We start from the raw sequence: 14,221 nt of genomic DNA on the forward strand, positions 1-14,221 counted from the left end.
GATGAAGGAGTTGCTGGAGTCCCTCCCTCAGAAAGCACGGGAGAAGGAGAGCGAGAACCGTCGATTTTTTACCCGTCTCAAAAAGAAGCCCCCCAAAGACCTGGACCTGACCATTCAGGAGTTGCACCGGGCCGAATTCGAGCGCACCGATTGCCTTACCTGTGCCAACTGCTGCAAAACCACAGGCCCGCTTTTTACCAGGGCCGATACAGATCGGATCTCAAGGCATCTTAAGATGAAGGCGTCCAGGTTCGAGGAGACCTACCTCCGTACCGATGAGGATGGGGATACCGTCTTGCAGGAGGTGCCTTGTCCCTTCCTGGGGGCAGATAATTATTGCAGTATCTATGAAGTGCGGCCCAAGGCCTGCAGAGAATATCCGCATACAGACCGCCGAAGGTTTGAACAGCTGGGAAAACTTACGGTAAAGAATACGTATGTGTGTCCCGCAGCGTTTAATATTGTGGAGGAAATGAAAAGAAGGATCCGGACTTAGGCTCTTGGATAGAAGAAATCAAATATCTTATTTTTGTGATTGTGGAAAATCTGATCCAGTATTTTGAGACCATTCCCTCCAGTCACCGCAGCCTGCTGCTGGTGCTGGGGATCACCTTCTTCTGGCTCCTGGAAGGGGCCGTGCCCTTGTTCCGTTTTCGGTATAAGAAATGGAGGCACGCCATCCCCAACTTTTTTTTCACCCTTACGACCATCGCAATCAATTTCGCTCTCGCATTTCTGTTATTGAAAACCAGTGACTGGGTGGCTGCCAATGATTTTGGGATCATCAACTGGCTGCCCGAGATGCCCTTATGGGCTTATGTCATTCTCGGGGTGCTTCTCCTCGATTTCTTCGGGGCCTATCTCGCCCATTACGTAGAACACCAGGTGAAGCCCTTGTGGATGATCCATCTGGTTCATCATACGGACCACGAGGTAGACACGACCACCGCGAACCGGCACCATCCCCTTGAAAGTCTCATCCGCTTCACCTTTACCTTGTTCGGTGTGCTGCTTGCAGGCACGCCTATCGGCATCGTTATGCTGTATCAATCCCTCTCCCTGGTGGCCACCCAATTCGGTCATGCGAACATACGCCTGCCCAGGAAGGTCGACAGGGCGATCAGTTATGTCCTGGTCTCACCGGATATGCACAAGGTCCACCACCATTATGTGCTCCCCTACACGGATTCGAACTATGGCAATATTTTCTCTATCTGGGACAGGCTCTTCGGTACGTATATGGAGCTAGACAGGGAGGCTATTATCTATGGGGTGGATACGTTTCCAGACAGAAAACAAAATGGTTCCATCGCGGGACTTTTAAAACAACCTTTTCACAAATATCGCAAGCCCACCGGCGGTGAGGGGTTTCCTCAAGGATAAAGAAGGTATTTTTTTCTGATCCCGGAAAAGGCCTCCAGGTCTGCCTCCCAGGTCTCCCTGATCTCTTCTTCCCCCAGTCCTTCCTCTATTTGTTTTTGAAGTTTATCTGTCCCTGCGTGTTTACTGAAACCTGAGGTGTTGAAAAACAGGTCTTTCCGATCACAATGTTTGTATGCCCTGATCAGCCATTCCAGGGATACCTTTCGAAGAACGGGAGCCGAACTCAGGTCCTCTCCGTAACAGGTCGCCTCCTTGTGCTTTGGATTTTTTGCGCCCGGATTGGGTACAGGGGTATAGCTAAAGGTAAAATATTCCCGGTTGAGATAAGGCGCTCCGTACCGCTGGAACTGATATTCTGTACCCCTCCCGGCATTGATGTCCGTACCTTCAAAAAGCCCCAGGCTGGGATAGAGATTGACGGCCTTGTCATTGGGCAGATTAGGGGAAGGCCTGATCGGAAGGCTGTACTCCGCTTCGTGGGTGTAATCTTCCAGAGGGATGACGGTCAGGTCTGCTTTTTTCCCACCCTCGAGCCAGCCTTCGCCATTGACCATGGTGGCGTATTCCCCTATGGTCATCCCGTACACCAGGGGGATGGGGGTCATCCCGAGAAAGCTCTTCAGATGAGGTTCCATGGTAGGCCCGTCCACGTATTGTCCGTTGGGGTTGGGGCGGTCGAGTACGATGACAGGGATGCCCGCTTCGGCACAGGCCTCCATGACCAGCTGGAGCGTTGCGATATAGGTGTAGAACCGCACTCCCACATCCTGTATGTCAAAGACCACCAGATCCAGACCTTCCAAATGCGATCTGGACGGCTTTCGGTTCTCGCCGTAAAGTGAAATGACCGGCAGGCCGCTGCGCTTGTCAACCCCGTCCTTCACCTCTTCCCCGGCATCTGCTGTGCCCCTGAATCCGTGTTCCGGCGCAAAGACCCTGACCAGATTAATCCCGGCAGAGAGGAGGGAATCGGCCAGGTGGGTATAGGAAGTCTTTTCCCCGGATCCCTCGTCTTTCCTGAAAATAACGCTGGTCTGGTTGGCTACGAGGCCAACTTTTTTATCCCTCAGGAGAGGAAAATAAACCTCCGTACGGTTGGCACCTACCTTCAGGTTCTGTGCCGTCGAATCCACCCTTGCAGCTCCCGGGATCTCCGCGGGCATGGAGGCTCCGGATCCCTGCCCCTTGCATCCGAAGAGGAGAGACATGCTCAGGAGAAAGAAGAAGAATATCCCCGTTCTCAAAGGTGCCCACGCTGGGTACGACTTTTTCATCGATAGAGAAACATCGGGAACTAACAGTTGAAAACTGTATTTTTGGGGGAGATAAAAAAACATCGGTTGAATTTAGAACTGTTTATCGCAAAGCGCCTTATCAAGGGTAAGCAGCATAAAATTAGCATATCCGCCCCAATAATAAAAATAGCCATTGCGGCTATTGCGCTGGGGGTTCTGATGATGCTGATCGCCATCGCAACGGGGGTAGGGCTTAAATACAAGATCCGGGAAAAAATTGCGGCCTTCAATGGCCACATACAGATCTATAATTACGACAACAACAATTCCGAGGTGTCTGTCATCCCGGTTTCCCTCCAGCAGGATTTTTATCCGGATTTTGACATTGTGGAAGGCGTGCGCCACGTCCAGGCAGTGGCCACGAAGGCGGGTATTATAAGGACGGAAGATACCTTTGAAGGGATTATCGCCAAGGGAGTGGGCCCGGACTACGACTGGACGGCTTTCGAGGAATTCCTGGTGAGGGGAAATATCCCAAACTATACAGGCGGTCTCAATACGGAAGTACTCATGTCACGGCTCATGGCGAGCAGGTTGCAGCTCGATGTGGGAGACGAATTCTACACGTTCTTCCTCAAAGAAGAAGACCCCTCAAAGATCCCGAACCAGCGCAGGTTTACGGTTAAAGGGATCTATGACAGCGGTTTCGAGGAGTTCGACGGCACTTACATCCTGGTGGATATACGGCATATCCAGCGGATGAATCAATGGGGTGATAATGAGGTTGGGAATTTCGAGGTCTTTCTGAGCGATTTTGATGAAATAGGCGAAAAGAGCGCCCAGATCTACGGGCAGACCCTGAGTACTCTGGACACCCAGACCATAGAGAACAAGTATTACAAGATCTTTGAGTGGATCGGGCTGTTCGACTTCAACATAGGTATTATCATCGGTATCATGATCATCGTTGGGGGGATCAATATGATCACGGCCCTGCTTGTACTCATCCTCGAACGCACGCCCATGATCGGGATCCTCAAGGCACTGGGGGCGGCAAACTGGAGTATCCGGAAGGTCTTCCTCTATAATGCGGCCTACCTGATCCTTCTAGGCCTGTTCTGGGGGAACCTCCTGGGGTTGGGACTGATCTGGTTCCAGGATACCTATCGCTATTTCCGCTTTCCAAACCCCCAGGAATACTACATCGATTACATCCCGGTCTACATAGACCTGCCCACCGTACTCCTCCTGAACGCAGGGGTGCTCCTGCTCTGCATGCTCATGATGCTCATCCCTTCCCACATCATTACCAGGATCAGTCCTGTGAAGGCCATCAAATTCGACTGACGGGATACACCCTGTTAAAATGCAATCAAAATCGATCACTTGCGAGAAGCAGAAAAGAGGAACTCCTATCTTTGTAGCCTATGGATTACGCTGAGAATATTCTGGGGACCATCGGGAAGACACCCCTTGTAAAGTTGAATGTACTGACAAGGGAACTGCCCTGTCTTGTGCTGGCGAAGTACGAAACCTTTAACCCGGGGAATTCGGTAAAGGACCGCATGGCGGTACAAATGGTAGACGATGCCGAAGCCGAAGGGAAATTAAAGCCCGGGGGGACCATAATCGAAGGAACATCCGGAAACACGGGGATGGGCCTGGCCCTGGTCGCTGCCGTAAGGGGCTACAAGATGATCTGCGTGATCTCTGACAAACAATCCAAGGAAAAGATCGACATCCTCAAAGGAGTGGGGAGCGAGGTTTACGTCTGTCCTACCAACGTAGCCCCGGACGACCCCAGGAGTTACTATTCAACCGCCCGTCGCCTGTCTGAGGAGATCCCAAATTCCTGGTATGTAAACCAGTATGACAACCCGTCGAATACCAAGGCCCATTTTCTGACCACAGGGCCTGAAATATGGGAACAGACAGACGGAAAGGTGACCCATTTTGTGGTGGGAGTAGGTACAGGGGGGACCATCTCCGGAGTAGGGACTTACCTGAAGTCAAAAAACCCGAACATCAAGGTCTGGGGTGTGGATACCTATGGCAGCGTTTTTAAGAAATATCACGAGACGGGGATCTTTGACGAGAATGAGATCTATCCCTATATCACCGAAGGGATAGGGGAGGACATCCTGCCCAAAAATGTGAACTTCGACATCATTGACGGGTTTACCAAGGTGACGGATAAGGATGCCGCGATGTATACGAGGCGACTCGCGAGGGAAGAGGGGATGTTCCTCGGGAACTCCGCGGGTGCTGCTATCAAAGGTGTACTCCAGCTCAGAGAGCACTTCGGGAAGGACGATGTGGTGGTCGTTCTTTTCCACGATCACGGAAGCCGCTATGTGGGCAAGATCTACAATGACGAATGGATGAAAAAACAAGGCTTTCTAGAATAGATTTCCTATCTTTTATCCCCAAAGAGTTACCATGAAAATCAGAAACATTCTCATCCTGGTGATGGCATCCGCTCTCACCCTCCCCGGTTTTTCCCAAAAGCTATCCCGCACTGAAAAAAAGATCCTGGCCACGGTTGAAAAGAACAATGATGAGGCCATTGGCTTCCTGGAGGAAGTGGTAAATATCAACAGCGGTACCCTGAACGCTGCCGGTGTCAGGGAGGTGGGAAAGGTCTTTCAGAATGCCTTTGAAGAGATCGGTTTTGGAACGCGCTGGATCGAGATGCCCCCGGAGATGAACAGGGCAGGACACCTATTTGCGGAAAAAGAGGGCAGCAAAGGGAAGAAATTGCTGCTTATCGGTCATCTCGACACGGTTTTTGAGGAGAACAGCCCGTTCCAGCGTTTTGAAAGAATCAATGACAGCACGGCCCACGCCCCAGGCGGAAATGATATGAAGGGAGGTGATGTGATCATCCTCTATGCACTCAAAGCCTTACAGGAGCAGGGATTATTAAAGGATGCTCAGATCATTGTCGCCTTTACGGGAGACGAGGAGAGCACGGGAAAACCGCTTGAAATTAGCAGAAAGGACCTGATCGAGGCAGCCAAGCGAAGCGATATCGCCCTGGGATATGAAACCTCTACCGGGTTCAACTATGCAACCGTGGCCCGTCGCGGGGCCTCCGGCTGGGAAGTGCAGGTGACCGGAAAGAGGGCTCATTCCTCCGGAGTATTCAGTGAAAGGACGGGTGCAGGGGCCATTTTTGAAATGTCGCGTATCCTCAATGCCTTTTACGAAGAAGTTAAAGGGGAGGAATTTCTGACTTTCAACCCCGGGATCCTGATGGGAGGTACCTTTACCGAATTCGATACCATGAAAAGTTCAGGAGAGGTTTTTGGGAAGACCAATGTGGTAGCCCAGACCGCATACGTCCGGGGGGGATTGAGATTTATTTCCGAGGAACAAAAGGAGAGGACAAGGGAGAAGATGAGGTCCATTGTTTCCGAAAACCTGCCCCAGACGTCAGCTGAGATATCCTTTACAGATAGCTATCCGGCCATGCCACCCACAGAGGGGAATATGCGGTTGCTCGAAGAGCTGAACCAGGTGAGCAAAGCCCTGGGGCAAGGAGAAGTCCTGGCTTATGATCCGGGCAGGAGAGGAGCAGCAGACACTTCTTTTGTAGCGAATTATGTCGACTGCCTGGACGGGCTTGGAACCATGGGTTCCGGGGCCCATACTCCGGAGGAGACCGTGAACCTGAATACCATCGAAGCACTCACCAAAAGATCGGCCATCCTGATCTACCGACTTATCAATCAATAGCCCATGGTGACCCTGGAATACAAAGATCAGGTGGCGGTCATAGAAGGTGGAGAACTCATCAGTTACAAGGATGAGGGCTTTGAATACATGCATCAGAAGGGACAACCGGGATGGGGGAATTCAGATGCAGAAATGTTCCCTGTAATAGGCCCGACAGCTGCTGCGGGGTACAGGGTACAGGTCCCTAAGGGCAATGCGGTGCTGGACCAGCACGGCCATCTGCGGGAACTCCGATACACCCAACAGGAGCAGAAGGAAAGATCAGCTACCTATATAAAGCAATACACAGCGGGAACCCTGATCTCCAATTCAAAATATCCGGCCCGGTCCAAGGCCCCCAAATTGATCTGGCCATTCAGTTTTGTGTTTAAGAAACATTTCCAGCTTGGGGAAGAAGGATTAAAGATCACATTTGGCATTAGTGGAGACAAGGATATGCCCTATATGCTGGGTTACCACCCGGCTTTTCAATTGCGCACAGAGAATGCGCGGGTGATAGCAGAAGGAAGATCCTACGGACTTCGGGAAGTCATGGAGGCCGGGGACAGGGCTCTGGAGGTTTCCGGGACGGAGCTGCTGATACTTGAAGACGAGAAACGTATTGGGCTTCGGACCCGTGGATTCGGACAGTTCATGTTGTGGTCACCGGTGGCCAGTATGATCTGTGTGGAGCCTATCACCTTTTATCCCTACGCAGTCGAACAGACCTTCCTCCATGAGGGATTCCGTCATCTGGACGGCCCGGAAGCGACCTTTGAGGTGTTACTAATACCAAATATCAAATCATGAAGGAGCAAAACAAGAACGAATTAACACTGGAATACCTCAAAGACCTGTATGGCTATCTTTTTGAGGATGAGCTGATAAAGGAGATCCACGCAGCGGGGAAGTTCCAGAAGGTGGAGCAGGGGAATTACCTCATGGATATAGGGGACGAGATCACCTTTATGCCCCTGATCTTCAGCGGTGCCATAAAGATCATGAGTGAAGATGAAAGGGGGGATGACCTGCTGTTGTATTTCATAGAAAAAGGGGATACCTGTGCCATGACCCTCTCCTGTTGCGTCAAACAGGGCAGGAGCAATATACGGGCCGTAGCGGAGTCTGATGTGGAACTGCTGATGATACCGGTGGATAAAATGGAGGATTGGATGGGAAAATACCGGAGCTGGAGGGCTTTTATCCTCGACAGTTATCACAACAGGATGCAGGAATTGCTGGAAACCGTCGATACACTCGCCTTCATGAATATGGATGAACGCCTGTTGAAATACCTGAGGGACAAGGCCATGGTAAACCACGACGATGTGATCCATACCACGCATCAGGAGATCGCGGCAGACCTGCATACCTCCAGGGTCGTGGTTTCCCGATTGCTTAAGAAGATGGAAAGGGAGGGAAAGATCGATCTCCAGCGAAGCCAGATCAAGGTAAATAGCTTGTGATTCCGGATTTAGCCCGTCCGTAATGCCAACAGAATGAATAAGATTTTTCCATTTTTGGACTGGATAGGAAAGTACAAATGGTCCTTCCTTCCCAGTGATCTCCTTGCAGGGATCACGGTGGCCATCGTACTGATCCCTCAGGGTCTGGCCTATGCCCTGATCGCAGGATTGCCTGCGGTCTATGGCCTGTATGCGTCCATGGTTCCCCTGGTTGTCTATACCCTGTTCGGGACCTCAAGGGCCCTCGGGGTGGGGCCGGTGGCCATGGACTCCCTTCTGGTGGCCGCCGGGCTTGGGGCGATAGCTTCGGTGGGTCCGGAGAATTACATCGCTATGGCCATCGTCCTTGCCTTTCTGGTAGGCGGCATTCAATTTTTCCTGGGAATCTTTAGGATGGGATTCCTGGTCAATTTTCTTTCAAGACCGGTGATCAGTGGTTTTACTTCCGGGGCCGCCCTGATCATCATGTTTAGTCAGCTGAAATACCTGCTTGGCATAGACATGGAAGGCAGCAGCCAATTGCACCTGGTCCTCTGGAACGCTTTTCAAAAGATAGGCGAGATCAACCCCTTTGACCTTGGGATTGGTATTGTAGGGATTCTCCTTATGGTGCTGCTCAGGAAATGGAACAGGAAGCTACCTTACATTTTGATCGTGGTCATCCTGGGCATCCTCTCTGTGTATTTTCTCCAGCTGGTGACCAGAGATGTCGGGATCGTGGGAGAGATCCCCAGGGGCCTGCCTTCGGTCGCCCTTCCCGAGCTAAGCGGGGGCGTGTTGATGGACCTGTGGCCCATCGCCCTTACCCTGGCCCTGGTCGGCTACCTGGAAACGATCACCATTGGCAAAGGTGTGGAGGACAAGATGAACGGAGACCGGCTCAAGGCGAATAAGGAACTGGTGGCACTGGGCCTGTCTAATATGGCCGGTTCCCTTTTCCAGTCCTACCCGATCACCTCCAGTTTTTCCAGGTCTGCCATTTACTACGAGTCCAAACCCAGGACCAATCTCGCAACCCTTTTTACGGCCTTAATGGTCCTCCTTACCCTGCTCTTTCTCACCCCCTTGTTTTACTACCTACCCAATGCCGTACTTGCCAGCATCATCATGGTCTCTGTGTACGGGCTGGTAGACATCAGTTATGCCCAAATTCTCTGGAAGTACAGGAAGGACGAATTCCTGGTTCTGATCACCACCTTTCTCCTGACCCTTTTTGTCGGGATCATGGAGGGCATTCTGACCGGTGTCCTGATCTCCCTGCTGCTTATGGTCTACCGCACTTCTAACCCACATGTGGCGGTCCTGGCCAATATCAGGGGAACTCCTTACTACAGGAATGTGGATCGTTTTGGATCGGATGCCCTCCTGAGACCCGATCTCTTGATCGTGCGGTTTGATGCCCAGCTTTATTTCGGGAATGCCAATTTCTTCAAATCACACCTTATGGAACTCATCCACCAGAAAGGCCCTGCCCTGAATGCGGTGATCCTGAATGCGGAGTCGATCAACTACATCGATTCCTCAGCGACCCAGACCTTGAAAAAACTCATTGAAAGCCTGTATGAAAAGGGGATCCACTTCTTTATTGCAGGAGCCATAGGCCCGACAAGGGATATCCTGTTCTCGAGTGGGATCATGGAACTGCTTCCCAAAGAGTGCCTTTTTGTGGAGACGCGGGAGGCGGTCGAGTTCTTTGATGATCCCGCCAAAAAGCAGGAGTTGAAGGACAGGGTAGCATATCAGCGGAATCCCGTTGGTAACCAGGGTTACCGAAGCTAGCTCATTATCCCTTATTTTTGCAGTGATAAAAGTAGAGAAAAGATGACCATAGAACAGATTTATACAGGTTGCCTCGCACAGGGGGCGTATTATATAGAAAGCATGGGAGAAGCGGCTATTATCGACCCCCTCAGGGAAGTGTCGCCCTACATCAAAAGGGCGGCAAAGGATAAGGCCAGGATCAAATACGTCTTTGAAACGCATTTTCACGCCGACTTCGTCAGTGGGCATGTTACCTTGTCCAAACAGACCGGGGCTCCCATAATTTACGGGCCTAATGCGGATCCCTCCTTTGAAGCGCATATCGCTGAGGACGGGGAAGAATTCAAGATAGGCGACCTCACTATCAAGGTCCTGCATACACCCGGTCATACCATGGAGAGTACCACTTACCTCCTCAGGGATGCCAAAGGCAAGGACATCGCCATATTCTCAGGGGATACCCTTTTCCTGGGCGATGTGGGCAGGCCCGACCTGGCACAAAAGGCCGCACACCTCACCCAGGAGGAGCTCGCAGGGCTGCTCTACGACAGCCTGAGGGAGAAGATCATGCCACTGGCGGATGATGTCACGGTTTATCCAGCACACGGGGCGGGATCCGCCTGCGGAAAAAATATGATGAAGGAGACCGTAGATACTCTTGGAAACCAGAAAAAGATGAATTACGCCCTTCGGGCAGATATGACCAAAGAGGAATTCGTCAAAGAAGTAACGGAAGGCCTGTTGCCTCCCCCTAAATACTTTCCGCTGAACGTTAAGATGAACAAGGAAGGATACGAAGATATTGGCGAGGTATTAAAGAGAGGAACAAGGGCCCTTAACCCTGAAGAATTCGAAGTACTTGCCAATGAAACAGAGGCCATCGTCCTGGATGTGCGCACTCAGCAGGATTTCGTAAAAGGACATATCCCCAGATCGATCTTTATCGGACTCAATGGGGATTTTGCACCCTGGGTCGGCGCCCTGATTGCCGATGTCACCCAGAGTATTTTACTGGTGACGCCCGAAGGGCAGGAGGAAGAGGCGGTGACCAGGCTTTCAAGGGTGGGCTTTGACCATACCCTCGGCTATTTGAAAGGGGGATTCGACTCCTGGAAGAAAGCAGGCAAGGAGATCGACACGATCGATTCCAGACCAGCTCAAGAGCTTAGCAAAGAACTCTCCGATAAAAACACCACTGTGTTTGACGTCAGAAAGGAATCGGAATACAAATCGGAGCATCTGGTCAATGCGGAAAACACCCCCCTGGACACCCTCAATGAGCACCTGAGTGAATTTCCGGACGATAAACCCTTCTACATGCATTGTGCAGGCGGGTACCGTTCAGTGATAGCGGCGTCCATCCTCAAGAGCAGGGGAATCCACAACCTGGTGGATGTAGGAGGAGGATTTGATGCGATCAAGGCTGCCGGGATGGAGGTCACGGATTACGTATGTCCTTCCACCTTATGACAGATATCATTGATTGTTAGGGCTGGTTTGGCTAGTATTGTTCTGTGAGTAGGTATAAATGGATAAAGTGGATCGGGGTATGTATTCTCTGTTTGGGGCTTGTATACCTCATTGCCCTGGTCACTTATCACCTAACCTGAAAATAAGAAGATATGAAAACTAACATGGGAACCTTGGACAAGATCATCCGCGTGGTAGTCGCTTTAACCGCGGCAGCCCTGGTTTATTACGATGTGGTGCAAGGCGTGTACTCGTATGTCCTGTTAACCATTACCGCGATCTTCCTGTTTACAAGTTTGATCGGTTTTTGTCCACTTTACGGCATTTTCGGCATTAATACCTGCAGTGTAAACCGAAGAGGTTCCTAAGGGTGGGCATAAAGGTTTAAAGAACCGGTCCCCTTCTCTGAATGCACTCATAGCGGGCCCCGGCCGGATGAGGTATTGAAAATTCCTATATCGACATTTGTAAATTTAGTACAGTCCCCCGTTTCGTTAGGGGGATTTTCTTAATTTAGACATGACAATCATAGAAAATGCTTAAAAATTTCATTCGGAGTGTAGGGGTCATTAACGTCATTTTACTCCTTGTCGTCCTCTCGATCATTGTCGTTTCCGAATATATGTACCTGACGGGCAATAAGCTCGACGCGATTTTCATAGCGTTCTGGGCGCCGACCATTCTTGGTTTTATGAACTATTTTAAATTCAGGAAGTGATGGATTTTATTCTTGCATACTCCATCTTCGTCGGTCTGATCTTCGTGGTCTGGATGCTCTTCGTCATCAGGATGTACAAAGAACTCAACAAGAAGCACTAAGCGGGCTTCCTCAGAAATCTCTAGTTTATTTCCAACAGCTTCTCACGATTCCTGAGCACATAGGAACTGATCAGTCTCCTGTCTTCCAGGGTTTCCTTTTGTGGGGTAACAAAGGCCAGGAGATCTTCCATGGAGGAGACCTCGGTTTCCTTGGGAATAAAACCATAGCCGTAATACAGACCATCCCTCACCACTACCAGCGCATCTTCCCCAGGGTTTCTGCCTCTTTCCTTTATGATGAAGTTCTCCCTTTCCGAGGTGAGTGATGCGATGGCCTGCTGTACCTTTGTATTATAATCCGCAACGCCCTCGTTGCCCCTGCAGATCCCGTCACACGGACCCAGTCTGAAGTGGTTGCAAGTAGAGACCCCTTCCTGCAGGTGGCAGTATTTGGGACAAAGCCCAAAACGACGGCAGAGATTTTCCAGGAGTTCCCTGCACTCCGCCAAAGAATAAAGTACCACCAGAGGGTTTGGCACACTTCCTGTTTTTGAGGAAGCCAGGTGGAGAATACCCTCCCTGTCCTCATAAGAAAAGATCGATATCCCCTGCACTTTTCTCTTCTGTGCCCTGTTGTAAAGGGGATACAGCCTTTTGATGGCCTGGTTCTCCATGAGCAGGGCTACGAGTTCATTGCCAGACAGGTCGTATTCTATTTGTTCGGTGGCACGGCACATGCGAACCTCTTTCTCACTTCGGTCATAGAAATGGCCCAGAACCCTTTTCCTGATATTCTTGGCCTTGCCTGTGTAGATCACTTCTCCCTTGGCATTCTTGAAGTAGTAAACACCCGGTGCCTGGGGGAGCGTTTCGTACTGCCCTCTGGACAGGGAAGGCGGGAGGGTGGCCTCCTGGGACCTGGCATTCAGGAATCTCTTGAGGGTAGTTTCTATACCGGAAGAGGCCATGATTTGTTCGAAGAGAATAACGGTGGCCTGTGCATCACCCCTTGCCCTGTGCCGGTCCTCAAGGGGTATGTTCAGAGAAGTGCATAATTTTCCAAGGCTGTAGGACCGGAACCCGGGAAATACCGTTCTGGCCAGTCGAACTGTACATAACTTCTTCCTGGAAAAGGGAATCCCGAGTTCGTTGAATTCGTTCTTGATGACGTGGTAGTCAAAATTCACGCTGTGGGCAACAAATATGCAGCCCTCCGTGATCTTCAGGATCTCCTCGGCAAGATCCCTGAAAGGAGGAGCATCGCGTACCGTATCATTGTCAATTCCCGTGAGTCCGGTAATAAAAGGCGGGATCTCACATTCCGGGTTGACCAGGGTGGTGAATTCCTCCAGGACCCTTCCACCAGAATGTTTGAAGATGGATATCTCCGTGATCTTGTTCCCCCGGATCCCGGTTCCTGTGGTCTCTATGTCTACAATGCAATACACCCTGGGAATTTCTTCCTCCTAAAGGTAACGCAAACACGAAAAAAGGGCAACATCCGTTGCCCTTTCTCTCATTTCATTTTCAAAGCACGGGAGATTCCCGCGAATGATTTAAGAATTGTCTACCACTTTTGCCGAAGACGCATTCTTCTTTACAGAGGCGATACCGTTCGCCATGGAGGAGGCGGATGCATACATCTGGCTGGCGCCGATCTCCTGGCCATTGGAGGCCTTCAGGCTAAAATAGGGTTTGCCGTTTTTGGCAACTTTGCGCTCGAACATCCCGTCGTTTTTGGAATTTTTTCGAACGGACTCAATGCCATTCTCACAGGCTGCCTTGGTCTTGTAAGCTTCACTGGTAAGGATTACCTGACCGTTACCCGCTTTGAGGTTAAATCTGAATTGACCTGATTTGTCTTTTTTAATTTCGAATTTGCCCATTTTGAAGTATTTTGAATTTTTCCAAATTTACTATTAAATACCATTTTTTTTAAGCAACAGACAAAAAATAATCCACATTTTACGGTGGATTATTGCTGTTTTATCAGATTTCGTGACAAAAAAGGTCCCTGAAATTAAAGTACTACTACTTTAAATCACGGGAGAACCTTTCAATCTCTTTTCTATCTTCTGTTTTTTCTCTGTAAGCCTTTTCATGAGATCCATGAGCTCAGGATCTTTCGTCTTCTTGTAAATCTCGTTCAATGCGAGGATCAATTCTTTGGCATCCCTGGACGCCTGTACCCTATCACTGGTAGACATATGGCTCATTTTCATGTTCTCAAATGTCTCTGCTCTTTTCAGTAAATCCATATTGCTGTAATCTTAAACCTCTGAAAAGATAGGAAACATTTGATTGGAGTCATCACCCCCTATTCATAAACTTTTCCTATTATTTCCTTAAAAAAAAGCTAAGCACCTTAGTGCATAGGAAATGTTACGCCCAGAGGATCCCTGATAAAATATCGTGGCGAATTCAACAACT

Annotated in this window: 15 protein-coding genes; 11 read left to right on the plus strand and 4 right to left on the minus strand. The window is 50.1% G+C overall.

Annotated elements, in window-relative coordinates; genetic code table 11:
- The first annotated feature begins 1 nt into the window (after position 1).
- Together GWK09_RS08580 and GWK09_RS08585 are read left to right on the plus strand one after the other, a co-directional pair.
- Complete coding sequence (locus GWK09_RS08580) at positions 2 to 496, plus strand: YkgJ family cysteine cluster protein (RefSeq protein ID WP_163693417.1); 495 nt, start codon at positions 2 to 4, stop codon at positions 494 to 496.
- 41 nt (positions 497 to 537) lie between these two features.
- Positions 538 to 1,383 (plus strand): sterol desaturase family protein, encoded by an 846-nt coding sequence (locus tag GWK09_RS08585; RefSeq protein WP_163692771.1) that lies wholly within the window; start codon positions 538 to 540, stop codon positions 1,381 to 1,383.
- Here GWK09_RS08585 and GWK09_RS08590 read toward each other — a convergent pair.
- Positions 1,374 to 2,657 (minus strand): exo-beta-N-acetylmuramidase NamZ family protein, encoded by a 1,284-nt coding sequence (locus GWK09_RS08590; protein WP_394367573.1) that lies wholly within the window; start codon positions 2,655 to 2,657, stop codon positions 1,374 to 1,376. The genes GWK09_RS08585 and GWK09_RS08590 overlap by 10 nt on opposite strands.
- Positions 2,658 to 2,723: 66 nt before the next feature.
- On the opposite strand from GWK09_RS08590, the gene GWK09_RS08595 reads away from it, so the two are divergent.
- The 9 genes from GWK09_RS08595 to GWK09_RS08635 all read left to right on the plus strand — a co-directional run bounded on the left by GWK09_RS08595 (position 2,724) and on the right by GWK09_RS08635 (position 11,750).
- Positions 2,724 to 3,965 carry an ABC transporter permease gene (locus GWK09_RS08595; RefSeq protein WP_163692773.1) on the plus strand — a complete coding sequence of 414 codons (1,242 nt, stop codon included), beginning with the start codon at positions 2,724 to 2,726 and terminating at the stop codon, positions 3,963 to 3,965.
- Positions 3,966 to 4,045: 80 nt separating this feature from the next.
- Complete coding sequence (locus GWK09_RS08600; protein WP_163692775.1) at positions 4,046 to 5,026, plus strand: PLP-dependent cysteine synthase family protein; 981 nt, start codon at positions 4,046 to 4,048, stop codon at positions 5,024 to 5,026.
- A 31-nt stretch (positions 5,027 to 5,057) separates the two neighbouring features.
- Positions 5,058 to 6,356: a M20/M25/M40 family metallo-hydrolase gene (locus tag GWK09_RS08605; RefSeq protein WP_163692777.1), complete on the plus strand. Its 1,299-nt coding sequence runs from the start codon at positions 5,058 to 5,060 to the stop codon at positions 6,354 to 6,356.
- Positions 6,357 to 6,359: 3 nt separating this feature from the next.
- Positions 6,360 to 7,145: an aldose epimerase family protein gene (locus GWK09_RS08610; RefSeq protein WP_163692778.1), complete on the plus strand. Its 786-nt coding sequence runs from the start codon at positions 6,360 to 6,362 to the stop codon at positions 7,143 to 7,145.
- A complete protein-coding gene (locus GWK09_RS08615; RefSeq protein ID WP_163692780.1) occupies positions 7,142 to 7,801 on the plus strand; it encodes a Crp/Fnr family transcriptional regulator in 660 nt (219 codons plus the stop codon). Before GWK09_RS08610 ends, GWK09_RS08615 begins: the two co-directional genes overlap by 4 nt.
- Positions 7,802 to 7,834: 33 nt before the next feature.
- Entirely contained in the window at positions 7,835 to 9,580 is a 1,746-nt protein-coding gene (locus tag GWK09_RS08620) for a SulP family inorganic anion transporter (protein WP_163692782.1), read from the plus strand.
- 42 nt (positions 9,581 to 9,622) lie between these two features.
- Entirely contained in the window at positions 9,623 to 11,032 is a 1,410-nt protein-coding gene (locus GWK09_RS08625; RefSeq protein ID WP_163692784.1) for an MBL fold metallo-hydrolase, read from the plus strand.
- A 152-nt stretch (positions 11,033 to 11,184) separates the two neighbouring features.
- Positions 11,185 to 11,400: a YgaP family membrane protein gene (locus GWK09_RS08630; protein ID WP_163692786.1), complete on the plus strand. Its 216-nt coding sequence runs from the start codon at positions 11,185 to 11,187 to the stop codon at positions 11,398 to 11,400.
- Positions 11,401 to 11,567: 167 nt separating this feature from the next.
- Complete coding sequence (locus GWK09_RS08635; RefSeq protein ID WP_163692787.1) at positions 11,568 to 11,750, plus strand: hypothetical protein; 183 nt, start codon at positions 11,568 to 11,570, stop codon at positions 11,748 to 11,750.
- A gap of 121 nt (positions 11,751 to 11,871) precedes the next feature.
- Here the strand turns inward: GWK09_RS08635 and GWK09_RS08640 are convergent, their stop codons facing one another.
- The 3 genes from GWK09_RS08640 to GWK09_RS08650 all read right to left on the minus strand — a co-directional run bounded on the left by GWK09_RS08640 (position 11,872) and on the right by GWK09_RS08650 (position 14,049).
- Complete coding sequence (locus GWK09_RS08640) at positions 11,872 to 13,239, minus strand: exonuclease domain-containing protein (RefSeq protein ID WP_163692788.1); 1,368 nt, start codon at positions 13,237 to 13,239, stop codon at positions 11,872 to 11,874.
- Between the two features lie 108 nt (positions 13,240 to 13,347).
- The gene (locus GWK09_RS08645) at positions 13,348 to 13,677 is read right to left on the minus strand and encodes a YegP family protein (protein WP_163692789.1); all 330 of its coding nucleotides are present in this window, start codon (positions 13,675 to 13,677) and stop codon (positions 13,348 to 13,350) included.
- Between the two features lie 150 nt (positions 13,678 to 13,827).
- A complete protein-coding gene (locus GWK09_RS08650) occupies positions 13,828 to 14,049 on the minus strand; it encodes a hypothetical protein (protein WP_163692790.1) in 222 nt (73 codons plus the stop codon).
- Between the last annotated feature and the right edge of the window lie 172 nt (positions 14,050 to 14,221).

The organism is Muriicola jejuensis, assembly GCF_010671595.1.
GTDB classification, from domain to species: Bacteria; Bacteroidota; Bacteroidia; order Flavobacteriales; family Flavobacteriaceae; genus Muriicola; species Muriicola jejuensis.

Bases quoted from the DNA above. Each gene is read 5' to 3' on its own strand.
- GWK09_RS08645 (WP_163692789.1), bottom strand. From the start codon at position 13,677: ATGGGCAAATTCGAAATTAAAAAAGACAAATCAGGTCAATTCAGATTT.
- GWK09_RS08615 (WP_163692780.1), top strand. From the start codon at position 7,142: ATGAAGGAGCAAAACAAGAACGAATTAACACTGGAATACCTCAAAGAC.
- GWK09_RS08580 (WP_163693417.1), top strand. From the start codon at position 2: ATGAAGGAGTTGCTGGAGTCCCTCCCTCAGAAAGCACGGGAGAAGGAG.
- GWK09_RS08635 (WP_163692787.1), top strand. From the start codon at position 11,568: ATGCTTAAAAATTTCATTCGGAGTGTAGGGGTCATTAACGTCATTTTA.
- GWK09_RS08625 (WP_163692784.1), top strand. From the start codon at position 9,623: ATGACCATAGAACAGATTTATACAGGTTGCCTCGCACAGGGGGCGTAT.
- GWK09_RS08620 (WP_163692782.1), top strand. From the start codon at position 7,835: ATGAATAAGATTTTTCCATTTTTGGACTGGATAGGAAAGTACAAATGG.
- GWK09_RS08600 (WP_163692775.1), top strand. From the start codon at position 4,046: ATGGATTACGCTGAGAATATTCTGGGGACCATCGGGAAGACACCCCTT.
- GWK09_RS08650 (WP_163692790.1), bottom strand. From the start codon at position 14,049: ATGGATTTACTGAAAAGAGCAGAGACATTTGAGAACATGAAAATGAGC.
- GWK09_RS08610 (WP_163692778.1), top strand. From the start codon at position 6,360: ATGGTGACCCTGGAATACAAAGATCAGGTGGCGGTCATAGAAGGTGGA.
- GWK09_RS08630 (WP_163692786.1), top strand. From the start codon at position 11,185: ATGAAAACTAACATGGGAACCTTGGACAAGATCATCCGCGTGGTAGTC.
- GWK09_RS08605 (WP_163692777.1), top strand. From the start codon at position 5,058: ATGAAAATCAGAAACATTCTCATCCTGGTGATGGCATCCGCTCTCACC.
- GWK09_RS08590 (WP_394367573.1), bottom strand. From the start codon at position 2,657: ATGAAAAAGTCGTACCCAGCGTGGGCACCTTTGAGAACGGGGATATTC.